18 protein-coding genes and 1 riboswitch are annotated in these 15,619 nt (G+C 61.7%); of the genes, 14 read left to right on the top strand and 4 right to left on the bottom strand.

Annotated elements, in window-relative coordinates; translation table 11 throughout:
- The first annotated feature begins 30 nt into the window (after positions 1–30).
- Positions 31–279, top strand: a riboswitch (cobalamin riboswitch).
- Between the two features lie 79 nt (positions 280–358).
- From cobO to AB7933_RS24350, 13 genes are all read left to right on the top strand, one after another.
- Complete coding sequence (gene cobO / locus AB7933_RS24410) at positions 359–970, top strand: cob(I)yrinic acid a,c-diamide adenosyltransferase (RefSeq protein ID WP_010208674.1); 612 nt, start codon at positions 359–361, stop codon at positions 968–970.
- Positions 967–2,289, top strand: a complete 1,323-nt coding sequence (locus tag AB7933_RS24405) for a cobyrinate a,c-diamide synthase (protein ID WP_024076766.1) — start codon at positions 967–969, stop codon at positions 2,287–2,289. Before cobO ends, AB7933_RS24405 begins: the two co-directional genes overlap by 4 nt.
- On the top strand, positions 2,282–2,932 hold the full coding sequence (bluB, locus tag AB7933_RS24400; protein ID WP_024076765.1) for a 5,6-dimethylbenzimidazole synthase: 651 nt from the start codon (positions 2,282–2,284) through the stop codon (positions 2,930–2,932). The genes AB7933_RS24405 and bluB overlap by 8 nt, the downstream gene beginning before the upstream one ends.
- Positions 2,929–3,837 carry an adenosylcobinamide-phosphate synthase CbiB gene (gene cbiB, locus AB7933_RS24395; RefSeq protein WP_024076764.1) on the top strand — a complete coding sequence of 303 codons (909 nt, stop codon included), beginning with the start codon at positions 2,929–2,931 and terminating at the stop codon, positions 3,835–3,837. The genes bluB and cbiB overlap by 4 nt, the downstream gene beginning before the upstream one ends.
- Entirely contained in the window at positions 3,830–4,819 is a 990-nt protein-coding gene (cobD, locus tag AB7933_RS24390; protein WP_024076763.1) for a threonine-phosphate decarboxylase CobD, read from the top strand. Before cbiB ends, cobD begins: the two co-directional genes overlap by 8 nt.
- On the top strand, positions 4,816–6,282 hold the full coding sequence (locus tag AB7933_RS24385; RefSeq protein ID WP_024076762.1) for a cobyric acid synthase: 1,467 nt from the start codon (positions 4,816–4,818) through the stop codon (positions 6,280–6,282). Before cobD ends, AB7933_RS24385 begins: the two co-directional genes overlap by 4 nt.
- Positions 6,270–6,791, top strand: coding sequence for a bifunctional adenosylcobinamide kinase/adenosylcobinamide-phosphate guanylyltransferase (gene cobU, locus AB7933_RS24380; RefSeq protein ID WP_024076761.1), 522 nt, complete (start codon positions 6,270–6,272; stop codon positions 6,789–6,791). Before AB7933_RS24385 ends, cobU begins: the two co-directional genes overlap by 13 nt.
- Positions 6,788–7,843, top strand: a complete 1,056-nt coding sequence (gene cobT / locus AB7933_RS24375; RefSeq protein WP_024076760.1) for a nicotinate-nucleotide--dimethylbenzimidazole phosphoribosyltransferase — start codon at positions 6,788–6,790, stop codon at positions 7,841–7,843. The genes cobU and cobT overlap by 4 nt, the downstream gene beginning before the upstream one ends.
- Positions 7,840–8,415 carry an alpha-ribazole phosphatase family protein gene (cobC, locus tag AB7933_RS24370; protein ID WP_024076759.1) on the top strand — a complete coding sequence of 192 codons (576 nt, stop codon included), beginning with the start codon at positions 7,840–7,842 and terminating at the stop codon, positions 8,413–8,415. Before cobT ends, cobC begins: the two co-directional genes overlap by 4 nt.
- Positions 8,416–8,417: 2 nt before the next feature.
- The gene (locus tag AB7933_RS24365; protein ID WP_024076758.1) at positions 8,418–9,146 is read left to right on the top strand and encodes an adenosylcobinamide-GDP ribazoletransferase; all 729 of its coding nucleotides are present in this window, start codon (positions 8,418–8,420) and stop codon (positions 9,144–9,146) included.
- A gap of 42 nt (positions 9,147–9,188) precedes the next feature.
- Entirely contained in the window at positions 9,189–9,593 is a 405-nt protein-coding gene (locus AB7933_RS24360) for a MarR family winged helix-turn-helix transcriptional regulator (RefSeq protein WP_024076757.1), read from the top strand.
- A 63-nt stretch (positions 9,594–9,656) separates the two neighbouring features.
- A complete protein-coding gene (locus AB7933_RS24355) occupies positions 9,657–10,856 on the top strand; it encodes an MFS transporter (protein ID WP_162163611.1) in 1,200 nt (399 codons plus the stop codon).
- Positions 10,857–11,006: 150 nt separating this feature from the next.
- Positions 11,007–11,555, top strand: coding sequence for a glutathione peroxidase (locus AB7933_RS24350; protein ID WP_024076754.1), 549 nt, complete (start codon positions 11,007–11,009; stop codon positions 11,553–11,555).
- A 64-nt stretch (positions 11,556–11,619) separates the two neighbouring features.
- Here the strand turns inward: AB7933_RS24350 and AB7933_RS24345 are convergent, their stop codons facing one another.
- From AB7933_RS24345 to AB7933_RS24330, 4 genes are all read right to left on the bottom strand, one after another.
- A complete protein-coding gene (locus AB7933_RS24345; RefSeq protein ID WP_024076753.1) occupies positions 11,620–12,906 on the bottom strand; it encodes an OmpP1/FadL family transporter in 1,287 nt (428 codons plus the stop codon).
- A 146-nt stretch (positions 12,907–13,052) separates the two neighbouring features.
- Positions 13,053–13,535 carry a hypothetical protein gene (locus AB7933_RS24340; protein ID WP_024076752.1) on the bottom strand — a complete coding sequence of 161 codons (483 nt, stop codon included), beginning with the start codon at positions 13,533–13,535 and terminating at the stop codon, positions 13,053–13,055.
- Between the two features lie 279 nt (positions 13,536–13,814).
- Positions 13,815–14,036: a hypothetical protein gene (locus tag AB7933_RS24335; protein WP_024076751.1), complete on the bottom strand. Its 222-nt coding sequence runs from the start codon at positions 14,034–14,036 to the stop codon at positions 13,815–13,817.
- 443 nt (positions 14,037–14,479) lie between these two features.
- On the bottom strand, positions 14,480–14,785 hold the full coding sequence (locus tag AB7933_RS24330) for a hypothetical protein (protein WP_041161277.1): 306 nt from the start codon (positions 14,783–14,785) through the stop codon (positions 14,480–14,482).
- A gap of 459 nt (positions 14,786–15,244) precedes the next feature.
- On the opposite strand from AB7933_RS24330, the gene AB7933_RS24325 reads away from it, so the two are divergent.
- A complete protein-coding gene (locus tag AB7933_RS24325; RefSeq protein WP_024076749.1) occupies positions 15,245–15,568 on the top strand; it encodes a hypothetical protein in 324 nt (107 codons plus the stop codon).
- Positions 15,569–15,619: the final 51 nt, after the last annotated feature.

Raw genomic sequence — 15,619 nt, 5'->3', positions numbered from 1 at the left:
TTAATTGACGCTCCCCCCCCAACCCACTAACCTTCGCGACTTGTTTCAGGTGCTCTGTGACCCAAGGGTCGACTGAGTGAAACAGGGAAGCCGGTGAGTGAGCGCACTTGTACACAGTGTTGCCGCAATTCCGGCGCTGCCCCCGCAACGGTAAATGAGTCAAGACGGTGCTATTGGCCACTGTATCGCGCTGCGATATGGGAAGGCGCAGCGTCGGCCTGCTTTCTATAAAGCGAGCCACTCATGAGTCCGGAGACCGGCCTGGATCATCCAACAGCATCACGGTGGGCGATGCTTGGCTGTCTGTTTTTGTTTTTTCCTGCCCGCCGTTTTTGTCCAGCCCCAACGGAGAGCTGCCATGACCGATTCCCCCGACCGCGACGAACGCCACCTGGCGCGCATGCTGCGCAAAAAAGCCGTGATTGACGAGCGCATTGCCAATTCCCCGAACGAATGCGGTTTGCTGCTGGTGCTGACCGGCAACGGCAAAGGCAAAAGCAGCTCTGCGTTCGGCATGCTCGCGCGCGCCATGGGCCACGGCATGCAGTGCGGCGTGGTGCAGTTCATCAAAGGCCGTAACAGCACCGGCGAAGAATTGTTCTTCCGGCGCTTCCCCGAACAAGTGCGCTTTCACGTCATGGGCGAAGGCTTCACCTGGGAAACCCAGGACCGCCAGCGCGACATCGCCGCCGCCGAGGCCGCCTGGGCCGTGTCTCGCGAACTGCTGCAAGACCCGAGCATCGGCCTAGTGGTGCTGGATGAGCTGAACATCGCCCTCAAGCATGGCTACCTCGACCTGGACCAGGTATTGAGCGACCTGCAAGCCCGTCCGCCGATGCAGCACGTGGTGGTTACCGGCCGTGGCGCCAAGCCGGAGTTGATCGAGATGGGTGACACCGTCACCGAAATGGGCATGCTCAAGCACGCGTTCCAGGCCGGTATCAAGGCACAGAAGGGCGTCGAACTTTGAATCAGCCCCGTCATTGTCCGGCCGTACTGATCGCCGCACCGGCGTCCGGCCAGGGCAAAACCACGGTCACCGCTGCGCTGGCCCGTTTGCACCGCAACCTGGGGCGCAAAGTACGCGTGTTCAAATGCGGCCCGGACTTCCTCGACCCGATGATCCACGAACGCGCCAGCGGTGCGCCGGTGTATCAGTTGGATATGTGGATGGTTGGCGAGCAGGAAAGTCGTCGCTTGCTGTGGGAAGCGGCAGGGGAGGCCGACCTGATCCTGATCGAAGGCGTCATGGGCCTGTTTGACGGTACGCCGTCCAGCGCCGACCTGGCGCGGCACTTCGGTGTGCCGGTGCTGGCGGTGATCGACGGCACCGCCATGGCCCAGACCTTCGGTGCCCTGGCCCTGGGCCTGGCGCGTTATCAGCCGGACTTGCCGTTTGCCGGTGTGTTGGCCAACCGTGTCGGCACCTTGCGCCATGCGCAACTGCTCGAAGGGAGCCTCACCGAAGGCCTGCGCTGGTACGGCGCGTTGTCCCGTGAAACCGGGATTGAGTTGCCCAGCCGCCATCTTGGCCTGGTGCAAGCCAGCGAACTGAATGACCTCGACGTACGCCTGGACGCCGCTGCCCAGGCCCTGGGCAACAGTTGTGAAGTTGCCTTGCCGCCGCCGGTGACCTTCGCCGCGCCTGAAGTGATCGAAGCCGAACCGCTGCTCGCCGGTGTGCGCATCGCCGTGGCCCGTGACGAAGCCTTTGCCTTCACCTATGGCGCCAGCCTGGATCTATTGCGGGCGATGGGGGCCGAGTTGCGCTTTTTCTCACCGATTCATGATCGCCAAGTGCCCGAGGCCGACAGCCTCTATCTGCCAGGCGGGTACCCGGAGCTGCATCACCAGGCGCTGGCGGAAAACACCTCGATGCTCGATGCCATCCGTGCCCATCATGCTGCCGGTAAACCCTTGCTTGCCGAGTGTGGCGGCATGCTCTACCTGCTGGACTCGCTCACCGATGTCGACGGCACCCGTGCCGAGCTGGTCGGCCTGTTGCAGGGGGATGCGGTGATGCAGAAGAAACTGGCGGCCCTTGCCCTGCAAAGCGTCGAGTTGCCGGAAGGCGTATTGCGCGGGCACACCTACCACCATTCCCTGACCAGCACCGACTGGCAACCGATCGCCCGTGGCTTGAGCCCCAACGGCGGGCGGGGTGCCGAGGCGGTGTATCGGCAAGGGCGGATGACCGCTTCCTACGTGCACTTCTACTTCCCCTCCAATCCCCGTGCGGTTGCTGCGCTGTTTGCGCCCGACCTTGAGTCAGCCCAGTCCCATGAGTGACAACGCTTTCCCCCCGGCCGAGCGCGACGCCGTTTACCGCGCCATCGCCGAACGCCGCGACATGCGCCATTTCACCGGCGGCACGGTGGCCCCGCACTTGCTGCATCGCCTGCTCCAGGCCGCGCACCAGGCGCCCAGCGTCGGCCTGATGCAGCCCTGGCGCTTTATCCGCATCAGCGACCGCCAGTTACGAGGGCAGATCCAGCAACTGGTGGAGGAAGAACGTATACGCACCGCCGAAGCCTTGGGCGAGCGCTCCGATGAATTCATGAAGCTCAAGGTCGAAGGCATCCATGACTGCGCCGAAGTGCTGGTGGCGGCGCTGATGGACGATCGCGAGCGGCATATCTTCGGGCGACGTACCTTGCCGGAAATGGACATGGCCTCCCTGGCCTGCGCGATTCAGAATCTGTGGCTGGCCGCGCGCGTCGAGGGCTTGGGCATGGGCTGGGTCTCGCTGTTCGAACCCCGGGCCCTGGCCGACCTGCTGGGTTTGCCGCCTGGCGCGAAACCCCTGGCGGTGCTGTGCCTGGGGCCGGTCGACGCCTTCTACCCGGCCCCGATGCTGCAGCTCGAAGGCTGGACCGAACCGCGTCCGCTGAGTGACATGTTGTATGAGAATGTGTGGGGAGCAAGTCAATGAGTGTGGCCTTGCTGTGTGTCGCCGCGGTGGCGCTGGATGCGCTGCTGGGTGAACCCAGGCGCTGGCATCCGCTGGTGGCGTTTGGCAATTTCGCCGGACGCATCGAGCAACGTTTCAATAGCGGTGGCCGTGGCTGGCGCAGCCACGGCGTGACCGCGTGGGTGATTGCGGTGGTGCCGTTGACGCTGTTGGCCACCGCGTTGTCGTGGGCACCCTATATCGGTTGGGTGTTGGAGGTGCTCGCACTGTACTGCGCCCTCGGCATGCGCAGCCTTGGCGAGCATGTGATTCCGGTGGCCCAGGCCCTGCGCAGCGATGACCTGGATGAGGCCCGCAAGCGCGTGAGCTACCTGGTCAGCCGCCAGACCAGCGAACTGGACCGTACTGAAGTCGCCCGTGCCGCCACCGAGTCGGTGCTGGAGAATGGCAGCGACGCAGTATTTGCTGCGCTGTTCTGGTTCGTGGTGGCCGGCGTGCCGGGTGTGGTGCTCTACCGCCTGAGCAACACCCTCGACGCGATGTGGGGCTATCGCAACGAACGCTTCGAACGCTTCGGCTGGGCCGCGGCGAAGATCGACGATGTACTCAACTATGTGCCTGCGCGCCTGGTGGCCTTGACCTACGCGTTGCTGGGCAAGACTCGACTGGCGCTCAAATGCTGGCGCACCCAGGGGCCGACCTGGGACAGCCCGAATGCCGGGCCGGTGATGGCCGCTGGCGCAGGCGCCTTGGGCGTCGAGTTGGGCGGTGCGGCGATTTATCATGGTGAGGTGCACCAGCGCCCTCAGTTGGGAGAAGGTCCACCGGCCGATGCCGACGCCATCGACCGTGGCTGGCAACTGGTGCAACGCGGCGTATGGTTGTGGTTGCTGATCCTATGTGCAGGGGCGCAATTCTATGCTTGAACACGGCGGCCGCCTGCGCAAGGCGGCGATTCAATACGGCATTGCCGAAGCCGATTGGCTCGACCTGTCCAGTGGCCTGGCGCCATGGCCGTGGCCGATCCCCGAGATCCCACAGCGGGCCTGGGCACGCTTGCCGGAAACCGACGACGGTCTGGAGCAGGCCGCGAGCGAATATTACGGGGTGGCGCACGTATTGCCGGTGGCGGGTTCCCAGGCGGCAATCCAGCTGCTGCCGCGCCTGCGGCGTGCCGGCAAGGTCGGCGTGCTGTCGCCGTGTTATGCCGAGCACGCCGAGGCCTGGCGCCGCGCGGGTTACGTGGTGCGCGAAGTGCAGGAACAAGAGGTCGATTTCTTTCTCGACAGCCTTGATGTGCTGGTGGTGGTCAACCCTAACAACCCCACGGGCCTGAGCCTGGCGCCGCAACGCCTGCTCGACTGGCATACACGGCTGGCCCAGCGTGGCGGTTGGCTGGTGGTGGACGAAGCCTTTATGGACGTGACCCCGCAGTTGAGCCTGGCGGGCCAGGCCCATCAGGTCGGCCTGATCGTGCTGCGCTCGTTCGGTAAATTCTTCGGCCTGGCCGGCGTTCGACTGGGTTTTGTGCTGGCCGAACGCAAGTTGCTCAAGCTATTGGCCGAACAGGTCGGACCTTGGGCCGTCAGCGGTCCGACGCGAGCACTGGGCCAGGCCTGCCTGCGCGACACCGCCGGGCAGGTTCAACAGCGCGCGCGTTGCATTGAAGCCGGCCAGCGCTTGTTCGCATTGTTGGAGCGGCATGGTTTTCAGCCCCAGGGCGGTTGCGCCCTGTTCCAGTGGTTGATCACCCCGCACGCCGAACGGCTGCACGAATTCATGGCCCAGCGCGGCATCCTGCTGCGTCTGTTCGTACACGACAGCAGCCTGCGCTTCGGCCTGCCAGACACGGAAGCAGATTGGCTGCGCCTGGATGAAGCGCTGACCGCCTATAAGGACGTTGCATGAGTACGCTGATGGTGCAGGGCACCACCTCCGATGCCGGCAAAAGTACCTTGGTGACCGCGCTATGCCGCTGGCTGGTGCGCCAGGGCGTGGCGGTCGTGCCGTTCAAGCCGCAGAACATGGCCCTCAACAGTGCCGTGACGGCCGAAGGCGGCGAGATCGGTCGCGCCCAGGCGGTGCAGGCCCAGGCGGCGAACCTGGCGCCCCACACCGACATGAACCCGGTGCTGCTCAAGCCCAACAGCGACACCGGCTCCCAGGTCATCATCCATGGGCGCGCGGTGACCAGCATGAACGCGGTGGCCTATCACGACTACAAAGCCATCGCGATGCAGGCAGTATTGGCCTCCCATGCGCGGTTGAGCGCAGCCTACCCGGTGGTGATGGTGGAAGGCGCGGGCTCCCCGGCAGAGATCAACCTGCGCGCCAATGACATCGCCAACATGGGCTTTGCCGAGGCGGTGGATTGCCCGGTGCTGCTGATCGCCGACATTAATCGGGGTGGAGTGTTCGCCCACCTGGTCGGCACCCTCGAATTGCTGTCGCCCAGCGAACAGGCCAGGGTCCAGGGTTTTATCATCAACCGTTTTCGCGGCGATATCGCGTTGCTGCAACCAGGGCTGGACTGGCTGGAAGCACGCACCGGCAAACCGGTCGTGGGCGTCTTGCCCTATGTGATGGACCTGCACCTGGAGGCCGAGGACGGCATCGACCAGCGCCAGATCGACAAGGCGGCGCAGGTGCTCAGGGTGGTGGTGCCGGTGCTGCCGCGCATCAGCAACCACACCGATTTCGATCCGTTGCGCCTGCATCCCCAGGTGGATTTGCAGTTTGTCCGCCCGGGCCAGGCGATTCCGCCGGCCGACCTGATCATCCTGCCGGGCTCGAAAAGCGTTCGCAGCGACTTGGCCTACCTGCGCGCCAACGGCTGGGACGCCGCCGTGACACGGCACTTGCGCTATGGCGGGAAGGTGCTGGGGATATGCGGCGGTTTGCAAATGCTCGGCGAGCAGGTCCACGACCCACTGGGCCTGGAAGGGCTTCCCGGTTCCAGTGACGGTCTGGGGTTGCTGGCGTTCAGTACGACCCTGGAAGCAGAGAAACAACTGCGCAATGTGCGCGGGCGCCTGCTGCTGGAGGATGCCGAAGTCAGTGGCTATGAGATCCACGCAGGCGTGACGTCGGGCAGTGCGCTGGAGCGCGCCGCGGTACGCCTGGAGGATGGCCGCTGCGACGGTGCCCAGAGCGCGGACGGACAAATCCTCGGCACCTATCTGCATGGCGTGTTCGAGACGCCCGCCGCCTGCAGTGCCTTGTTGCGTTGGGCCGGTTTGCAGGCGGTACAGGCCGTGGATTACCACGCGTTGCGCGAGCGCGATATCGAGCGATTGGCGGACTTGGTGGAGCATCACCTGGATACCGGGTTATTGCGCCGTTTATGTGGAGTCGCGCCATGCGTCAACTGATTCTCGGCGGTGCGCGCTCCGGCAAAAGCCGCCTGGCTGAAAAACTCGCCAGCGACAGCGGCCTGCCTGTCCTCTATATCGCCACCAGCCAACCCTTGGACGGCGAAATGCACGACCGCGTCGCCCTGCATCGCCAGCGTCGCCCCGACACCTGGGGGCTGATCGAGGAACCACTCGAACTGGCCCGGGTGCTGCGCGACAACGCCGCGCCCGGCCGCTGCCTGCTGGTCGATTGCCTCACGCTCTGGCTGACCAACCTGCTGATGCTCGACAACCCCGAGCGCCTGGTCTTGGAACGCGACCAACTGCTGGACACCCTGGCCTCGCTGCCAGGTGAAATCATTTTTGTCAGCAACGAGACCGGTTTGGGTGTCGTGCCGCTGGGCGAATTGACTCGCCGCTATGTGGATGAAGCCGGTTGGCTGCATCAAGCCTTGGCCGAGCGTTGTCAGCGTGTTGTCCTGACGGTGGCCGGCCTGCCCCTGACGTTGAAAGGTACTGCGTTATGACTGACACCTGGTGGCTTAATCCCTGTAAGGCGATTGACGCTCAAGCATACGAACAAGCACTGGCACGCCAGCAGCAATTGACCAAGCCGGCCGGTTCCCTGGGCCAGCTGGAAGCGCTGGCCGTGCAGTTGGCGGGCCTGCAAGGCCGAGTCAAGCCGTCGGTCGAACACCTGTGGATCGCCATCTTTGCCGGCGACCACGGCGTGGTGGCGGAGGGCGTGTCGGCCTATCCCCAGGCCGTTACCGGCCAGATGCTGCATAACTTTGTCAGCGGCGGCGCGGCGATTAGTGTGTTGGCGCGGCAGCTGGATGCGCAGTTGGAAGTGATCGACCTGGGTACCGTGACGACGTCGCTGGCACTGCCCGGCGTGCGTCACTTGAATATCGGTGCGGGCACCGCCAACTTCGTCAACGCCCCGGCGATGACTGAAGCGCAGGGGCGCCTGGCGCTGCAAGCCGGGCGGGATAGCGTCCAGCGCGCCGTGGAGCACGGCACCCAGCTGTTTATCGGCGGCGAGATGGGCATCGGCAACACCACCGCTGCCAGTGCGTTGGCCTGCGCCTTGCTCGATTGCCCGGTGAGTGACCTGACCGGTCCGGGGACGGGCTTGAATGCCCAAGGCGTGAGCCACAAAGTGGCGGTCATCGAGCGCGCCCTGGCCCGGCATGCCGGGCAGCGCGATGATGCATTGCACACCCTGTTCAACCTCGGTGGTTTTGAGATCGCGGCGCTGGTCGGGGCCTACCTGGCGTGTGCCCAGGCCGGCATCGTGGTGCTGGTGGACGGGTTTATCTGCAGCGTCGCCGCGCTGGTCGCCACGCGCATGAACCCGGCCTGCCGCGAGTGGCTGGTGTTTGGCCATCGTGGCGCCGAGCCCGGCCATCGCCATGTGTTGCAACGCCTCGAGGCGCAGCCGTTGCTGGACCTCGGCCTGCGCTTGGGCGAAGGCAGCGGTGCGGCGCTGGCGGTGCCGTTACTGCGCCTGGCCTGTGCGTTGCACGGGCAGATGGCGACATTCGCCGAAGCCGCTGTGGCAGACCGCCCGGCATGACCTTGCACCTGGACCTGCTGCGCCACGGCGAAACCGAATTGGGTGGCGGCCTGCGCGGCAGCCTCGATGATGCGCTCACCGATCAGGGGTGGGCGCAGATGCACGCCGCGGTGCTGGGTCAGGGGCCGTGGGACCGCGTGATCAGTTCGCCGCTGCAACGCTGTGCGCGTTTTGCCCAGCAATTGGGTGCGACGCTTAACCTGCCGGTGAGCCTGGAAAAAGATCTGCAGGAACTGCATTTCGGCGCCTGGGAAGGGCAGAGCGCGGCGGCGTTGATGGAGACCGATGCCGAAGGGCTGGGATTGTTTTGGGCCGACCCTTACCGCTTTACGCCGCCTGATGGCGAGCCCGTCAGTGACTTTTCTGCGCGGGTCCTGGGCGCCATCTCACGCTTGCATCAGGCGTATGCCGGCCAGCGCGTGCTGTTGATCAGTCATGGCGGTGTGATGCGTTTATTGTTGGCGCGCGCGCGTGGCCTGCCACGTGAGCAACTGTTGAACGTCGAGGTCGCGCACGGTGGCCTGTTCAGCCTGCAGGTCGGCGCCGACGGCGCGTTGAAGGAAGGTACCTGAAGATGCTGCCGTTCTGGATCGCCCTGCAGTTCCTCAGCAGCTTGCCGGTTCGCCTGCCGGGTATGCCGCAGCCGCAGGAATTGGGGCGATCGTTGCTGTTTTACCCGGTGGTTGGCTTGTTGTTCGGGTTGCTGCTATGGGCCCTGAATGTGGCATTGGCCGGGGCCCCCTTGTTGCTGCATGCCGCGCTGTTGCTGACCGCCTGGGTGCTGCTCAGTGGTGGTTTGCACTTGGATGGCCTGGCGGACAGCGCGGACGCCTGGCTCGGTGGTTTCGGCGATCGCGAGCGCACGTTGACGATCATGAAGGACCCCCGCAGCGGGCCGATCGCCGTGGTCACGCTGGGCTTGGTGTTGCTGCTTAAATTCGCTGCGCTGGTGGCGCTGATCGAGCAGCACAATGGCGCGGCGCTGATCCTGGCACCGCTGATCGGGCGGGCCTCGATGCTGGCGCTGTTCCTGACCACGCGCTATGTGCGCGCCGGTGGCTTGGGCCAGGCGCTGTCGGATCATCTGCCCAGGGTGGTCGGCCAGCAGGTGCTGATCCTCAGTGGCCTGGCCTGCATCCTGATCGGCGGCTTCAACGGTGGGATCGCCGTGCTGCTGGCGGCGCTCTGCTTCGTGGGCCTGCGCCACCTGATGGTCAAGCGCCTGGGCGGAACCACCGGCGACACCGCAGGTGCCCTGTTGGAGCTGCTGGAAGTGGTCGTCTTGGTTGGCCTGGCGCTGTAACACTTTCTTGCATTTCGTTAATCGCGGGTATATACACGCTCCATGCTTGCCTCCCAATGTTTATGCACCAACCTGCGACGCGCCGCCCGTGGCGTCAGCAGGCATTACGACGGCGCTCTCGACGGCTTCGGGATCAACGTTGCCCAGTATTCTTTGCTGTGTAACTTGCAGCGCCTGGATCAACCGAGTATTTCCAGTCTGGCCGAAGCCATGGGCCTGGATCGCAGCACGTTGGGGCGTAACCTGCGGGTGTTGGAAGGCGAGGGCCTGGTACGGTTGATCGAAGGGGATGACCAGCGCAACCGCCTGGTGTTGTTGACCGAAGCGGGTGAAGCACGATTGGCCGCCGCCTTGCCGGCCTGGGAAGCGGCACAGCAAAAACTGATCGATCAATTGGGCGCGGAAAAACGCGAAACCCTGTTGGCCTTGCTGGATGAGCTCGCCTGAACGCGGGTTTGTTCGACTATAAGCGGGTATATACCCGCGAGCGGAGAATAAGAAATGACCTCGATGTGGCGCACCAGTGGCTGGATTCTTGTTGGGAGTGCGCTGATCCTGGCGTTGTCCTTGGGCGTGCGGCATGGCTTCGGGCTTTTCCTGGCGCCGATGAGCGCCGAATTCGGCTGGGGTCGTGAGACCTTTGCCTTTGCCATCGCCTTGCAGAACCTGATCTGGGGCCTGGCGCAACCCTTTACCGGGGCCCTGGCCGACCGCTTTGGCGCGACCAAGGCTGTGTTCATCGGCGGGGTGCTGTACGCCGCGGGGCTGGTGTTGATGGGCATGTCCGATTCGGCATGGTCGCTGTCGCTGAGTGCGGGGTTATTGATCGGTATTGGTCTATCCGGCACATCATTCTCGGTGATTCTTGGGGTGGTGGGCCGCGCCGTACCGCCGGAGAAACGCAGCATGGCCATGGGCATTGCCAGCGCCGCGGGGTCTTTCGGCCAGTTCGCCATGGTGCCGGGTACCCTGGGCTTGATCAGTTGGCTGGGCTGGTCAGTAGCCTTGCTGGCGTTGGGCTTGATGGTCGCGTTGATCCTGCCGCTGGTGGCCATGCTCAAGGACCGTCCACTGCCGACCCTGGCGGGCCAGCAAACCTTGCGGGAAGCGTTGAAGGAAGCCTGTTCCCATTCCGGATTCTGGCTGCTGGCGTTCGGTTTTTTCGTCTGTGGTTTCCAGGTGGTGTTTATTGGTGTGCATCTGCCGGCGTACCTGGTGGACCAGCACCTGCCCGCCACGGTCGGTACGACGGTACTGGCGTTGATCGGCCTGTTTAATATCTTTGGCACCTACACCGCCGGTTGGCTCGGTGGGCGCATGTCCAAGCCGCGCTTATTGACGGGGCTGTACCTGTTACGCGCGGTGGTGATCATGCTGTTCCTGTGGGCGCCGGTGACGGAAATCACGGCCTACCTGTTCGGCATGGCCATGGGCTTTTTGTGGCTGTCGACCGTACCGCTGACCAATGGCACGGTGGCGACGTTGTTCGGTGTGCGAAATCTCTCCATGCTCGGCGGGATCGTGTTCCTGTTCCACCAGCTCGGTTCGTTCCTCGGTGGCTGGCTGGGCGGGGTGGTCTATGATCGAACCGGCAACTACGATTTGATCTGGCAGGTGGCGATTCTGTTGAGCCTGCTCGCCGCCGCCCTGAACTGGCCGGTACGCGAGCGGCCGGTGGCGCGCTTGCAGGCGCAGATGGAGGCGGCATGAGTGTAGCGTTACGTGGTCTGATCCTCGTCGCGGGGTTGATCCTGGTGCTGCTGGCCTGGTGGGGCTGGCAGCATGGCGGGCTGGCGTTGATGCAACTGGGTATGGCGATCTGTTAAGTTCGTGGTCTGAATATTTTTAAGGACACACGACATGCAGATGCGTTGGCTCGCTGTACCCGTCCTGATGGCCATTGGCAGTGCCGCCCTGGCTGCCAGTTGTCCGCCGCTGCTGGAAGGCCAGTTGCCCAAGCTGCGCGCCAAGGAATCCATCGACCTGTGCCAGCGCTTTGCCGGCAAGCCCCTGGTGATCGTCAACACCGCCAGCTTCTGCGGGTTCGCCCCGCAGTTCAAAGGCCTCGAAGCGTTGTACCAACGCTACAAGGGCCAAGGGCTGGAAGTGATTGGCGTGCCGTCCGATGACTTCAAGCAGGAAGCCAAGACCGGCGAAGAGACCGCCAAGGTCTGCTACGTGAATTACGGCGTGACCTTCACCATGACCGAGCCGCAGAAGGTCAAGGGGCCGGATGCGGTGCACCTGTTCAAGGTGCTGGCGCAACAGACCAACGCGCCGAAGTGGAATTTCTACAAGTATGTGGTGGATCGCCAGGGCAAGGTGATTGCCAGCTTTTCCAGCCTGACCAAGCCGGACAGTCCGGAGTTGATCAAGGCAGTGGAAGAGGCGCTGGCGTCGAAACCCTGAGCATTGCCCAGTAAAAAGCCCCGCCTCCTTTGCAGGAGAGCGGGGCTTTTTAATGAGCGTTAGATCAGAACTTGTACGTCACACCCAGGCCGAAACCGTTGGCGCTGTTTTCGTACTTGGCGCTGTAGGAGCCCAGCTGGTTGGATTTATTCACTTTGACCGGCTCTTCCTTGAGGTAGGAGTAAGCCAGGTCAACGGTCATGTTATCCATCACCGCGTAACCCAGGCCAACACTGAAGATAGTCCGGTCGCCGGTTGGGATGCGTGGTGAACGGTCGGTGTTGTTGGTTGGCGACTGGTCGAAGGTCAGGCCGGTACGCAGTACCACCTGCTTGGTGACCTGGTACGAGGTGCCCACGGCGTAGGCCCAGGTGTCGTGCCAGTTCTGCGGTTCAGTGATCGTTCTGACGAGCGTAGGTGCAGCTATGCCACCGCTGGCCGCTGTCACACCTTCGTTGTTGATGGTGATGTCTTTCAAGCGACTCCAACGAGTCCAGGTCGTACCCGCATACAGCTTCCAGGCGTCATTGAGGTCTTGAGTGACCGACAGGTCCCAGGATTCCGGGGTATCCACTTTCAACGACGCATCGTAACGGTTGTTGGCCAGTACGACCGATGGCACTGTGGCAGCCTTGGTGACTTCGGTGTGGCCTTCGAGCTTGTACTTCACTTTCGAGTGATAGGTCAGGCCAACGCGCGTGGTATCAGTGGCTTGCACCAGGATACCGGCGTTAAAGCCCAGGGCGGTATCGTCGCCTTTGACTTTGACTCTGTTGTCGCCCGGGAAGCCCAGGCCGGCCAGGCTTGGCTGCGATTCCAGGGTGCCGTCGATGCGGTTGATGGTCGGACCAAAACCGATGGAAACTTTGTCGTTGAAGGCGTAGCTGACGGTCGGTTGGAAGGTGATAACCGACACTTCGCTCTTGTTGCCAAAGCCACGACCTTGGAAACCGCTTTCGTAGTCGGTCTTGAGCCCGAACGGTGCATACACCCCGAAGCCGATAGCCCATTGATCGTTAAGTTTGTTGGTGTAGAAACCGAATGGCACGGCAGTAAAAGGCACCATGTCGCCTTTGTTGGACCCGCTGGAGCGGCCGCCGGTATTTTTGATATCGGTCGAAGCATCGATCGCTGCAACACCACCGGTAATTTGCTGGCCTTCAAGGCGGGCCATACCGGCAGGGTTACCAAAGACAGTGCTTGCGTTTTCGGCAGAGGAGGAACGTCCTGCGAAACCTGTCCCCATTCCTGCGACGTCTTGTTCGTTAAGGGCAAAGCCACTTGCGAAGACGTGGGAAGAGGCCATGGCAACGGCGAGGCTAAGTGTGGTCTTGAGCATTACTTTTTTCATTATTAGAACTCCGTGGTGATCACCGCTGCGGAAAGTATCAATAAAATTAACATCGCGCTATAGGCTGTAATGCAGGAGATAGAGCCGTTTTGTAGGACAATCCGACCAAAATTCCGGTTTTTTGCCGAATCTTGCAAATTGCCCGGTCAGCAGGCCACGTGATTCATGGGTGAAACACAGGTTTGCCAGGCTTGGGCGAAATCGCGCAGCCTTCCTTGAGGGTGAAATATTTCTTTCCAGATACGTGCCATTCCCAGCACATCGCCGGGCGGTGGTAAGGCTGGGCGATGTTGTTCCACCAGCAGCCAGGCGATGGCGGTGGCGTAACGCAGGTTGACCGTCAATTCCAACTGGGGCGCACTGAGGAACGCATGTTGACTGGCCAGCCCGCGTACGAGGCTGGCGCGTTCGGGGTCCAGCGCCAGGTAGTCGTCCCAGAGCGCGCGGTGGCGGGTTTCGGTGATGCTGTACAGGCCATGGCCGCGTCGATCATGCAGGGCGGAACCCAATTCCGACTGGCTGGCGGCAATCCCCAGCAGAAGGGATTCAGCGCTCGGGTGAGGGTGGCCAAGATAAAATAACGTCGGCCTGATCACATAACGACACAATTCACTGGCGGCGATACCCATACAAGCCTCAATCCGTGAAAGTGGTCGACGATGCCTGGGAAGGGGGGGCTTGGCAGCAGTGAATCGGATCCCAGGCTCGTCGTAAGCGGATCATGCCGCTTGAGTTGAAGTGTAGTGTCATATTCGTGATGTAAAAGACTGTTTTTAAAACATCTTCTCTAATCAGTTATAACGGTTATATCTATTTGAGCTTAATCCGCGAGCGTCGGGTTCGAATTCCGGGCAATAAAAAACCCTGTGTTTTAGACAGGGTTTTTGTATTTCAGCGACTCGGGTCGATCAGGCAACCAGTGCCTGACGGGTACGCTCGATCACGGCCTGCAGCGGCTCTGCGCTGGAGTATTGATCGGGGTACAGGCGTTCGCTGTGACGAGCGATACCGTGTTCGTTGACCAGGGTGAAGCTGAAGCAGCCTTTGCGAGCGGCCATGATCAGGCAGTTCATTGGAGCAAAAGCGTTGGTAAGGGTGCGAATGGCATCCTGAGTATGGATAGTGGACATATTATTGGTGTTCCTACAAATGACACGGTTAAGAACCGTGCAACGTTAAAACGTTCCAGTGACGTTGATCACCATTGATCGAACGAAGAACCCGACTGGAACAAAGCAGCCAGTTTGAAGCGCTAATAAGTTAGGCGCGCTTGGGCTGGCAGGTAGGTACTTAGGAGGGCAGGCAACACAACAGGGGCAAAGGTTCTGGGCCCAGGGTGAAGATCCTGATCAATTTGCAGGCTGGTTCGGTCAGAGTATTGAGTCTTCGCGACACCCTTTGCTTGTTCAAAGGCCGTGTCGTCGCAAGGAATACCTGGAAACCATCGAGGTGGTCGATCCCGTGTTGTACAGGGGAGTTGTTCGACCAGAATTGACTTTCAGCTTGGTACTAACGCCGCGGATAGTAACGGATTGAAACAGGGAAAGGAAGTGTGCTAGCGAAAAAACTTTAATCAGCCGCCCAGCAGCCCGCGATATACCAGCACGGTAACCGCGGCGGCCAGCGAGCATCCCAGGGCATAGGTGGCCAGCGTCAGGCGCAGGGACTTGCCGGTTTCCACCACCTTCATCACATCGCGCATATCGTTGATCCGGCCTTCACCCAATTCGATGCACAGACTCACTGCCGTAAACGCCGCCGACAACAGGATCGCGATGGCAAACAGTGCGCCATCCGGGGAGGGCAGCGCTGCGTTGATCCCAAGCGACGTCGCGCAAATGGTCAGTAACAGTAAGGCGAACAACAGAATTCCTTTCATCGGTTCGTACACGGCTGCGCTTTAGGTGTGGGGGAGTGTGGCGACCGCGGATGATTTTGAAAAGTCCCTTGGGTTGTCGCAGCGGTAACAGTTCTGGGCGAGATCGAATCAAAAAAACAGGCGATATAACCAATGGATGTGTACTTGTGCACATTGGTTGCGTGATGTGTAACCTGGCTGTCAAGTGTCTTGCTGCGCCGCCATTTGCCTGGGATGAAAATTTAAGTCAATGAAAAATATCGCTTTTTTTTATTGGTGAAAAAATCGTCAGTTTGACTGCGGCCCCCGTTCCATGGGCCTTTGCGCGAGTTAAAGATGGGTTGTCCACTGAGTTATCCACAGCTTCTGTGGATTGTCCCGAGCGCTTGCTCTAGCACGGGCGTGCAGAGTTTTTTCAGCTTTACGTGTACGAAAAAAAGAGTAGAGTGGCGCGCCCTCCGGTTTGTCCCACAGTGCTTTATGAAGTTTCGCTCAGTATCACCTTCTGTTACCAGCACGCCCCCGACTGTTACCGCACCCAAGCGTTTTTCCTTGAAGGTCGCCTTGTGGCTGCTCGATAGCCCACGGCTGGGGCACAGCACTAACGTCAAGCATTTTGCCGGACGTCTGCTGAAACAACCTGCGCGAGATGGCGTGGTGGTTGCGCAAAGCCGTCTGGGCCAACTGATGTGTCGCGAATGCGGCAGCGCCCGTGACCGCCGTATCGGCCATGACCTCTTGCGCCTGGCTGCGCGTGCCGGGGACCGGCGCGCCCAACGCGAATTGGGTCAGCTCAAAGACTGAGCTGTCTTCCGGCCCTGCGCTTGGTTAACCTTCCTCTTTTCGGTAATGACA

Origin of the sequence: Pseudomonas gorinensis (genome assembly GCF_042015035.1) — a bacterium.
Taxonomy (GTDB): Bacteria; Pseudomonadota; Gammaproteobacteria; order Pseudomonadales; family Pseudomonadaceae; genus Aquipseudomonas; species Aquipseudomonas gorinensis.
Note: the sequence above shows the minus strand (reverse complement) of the source record. Positions and strands in the feature narration are given on the sequence as shown.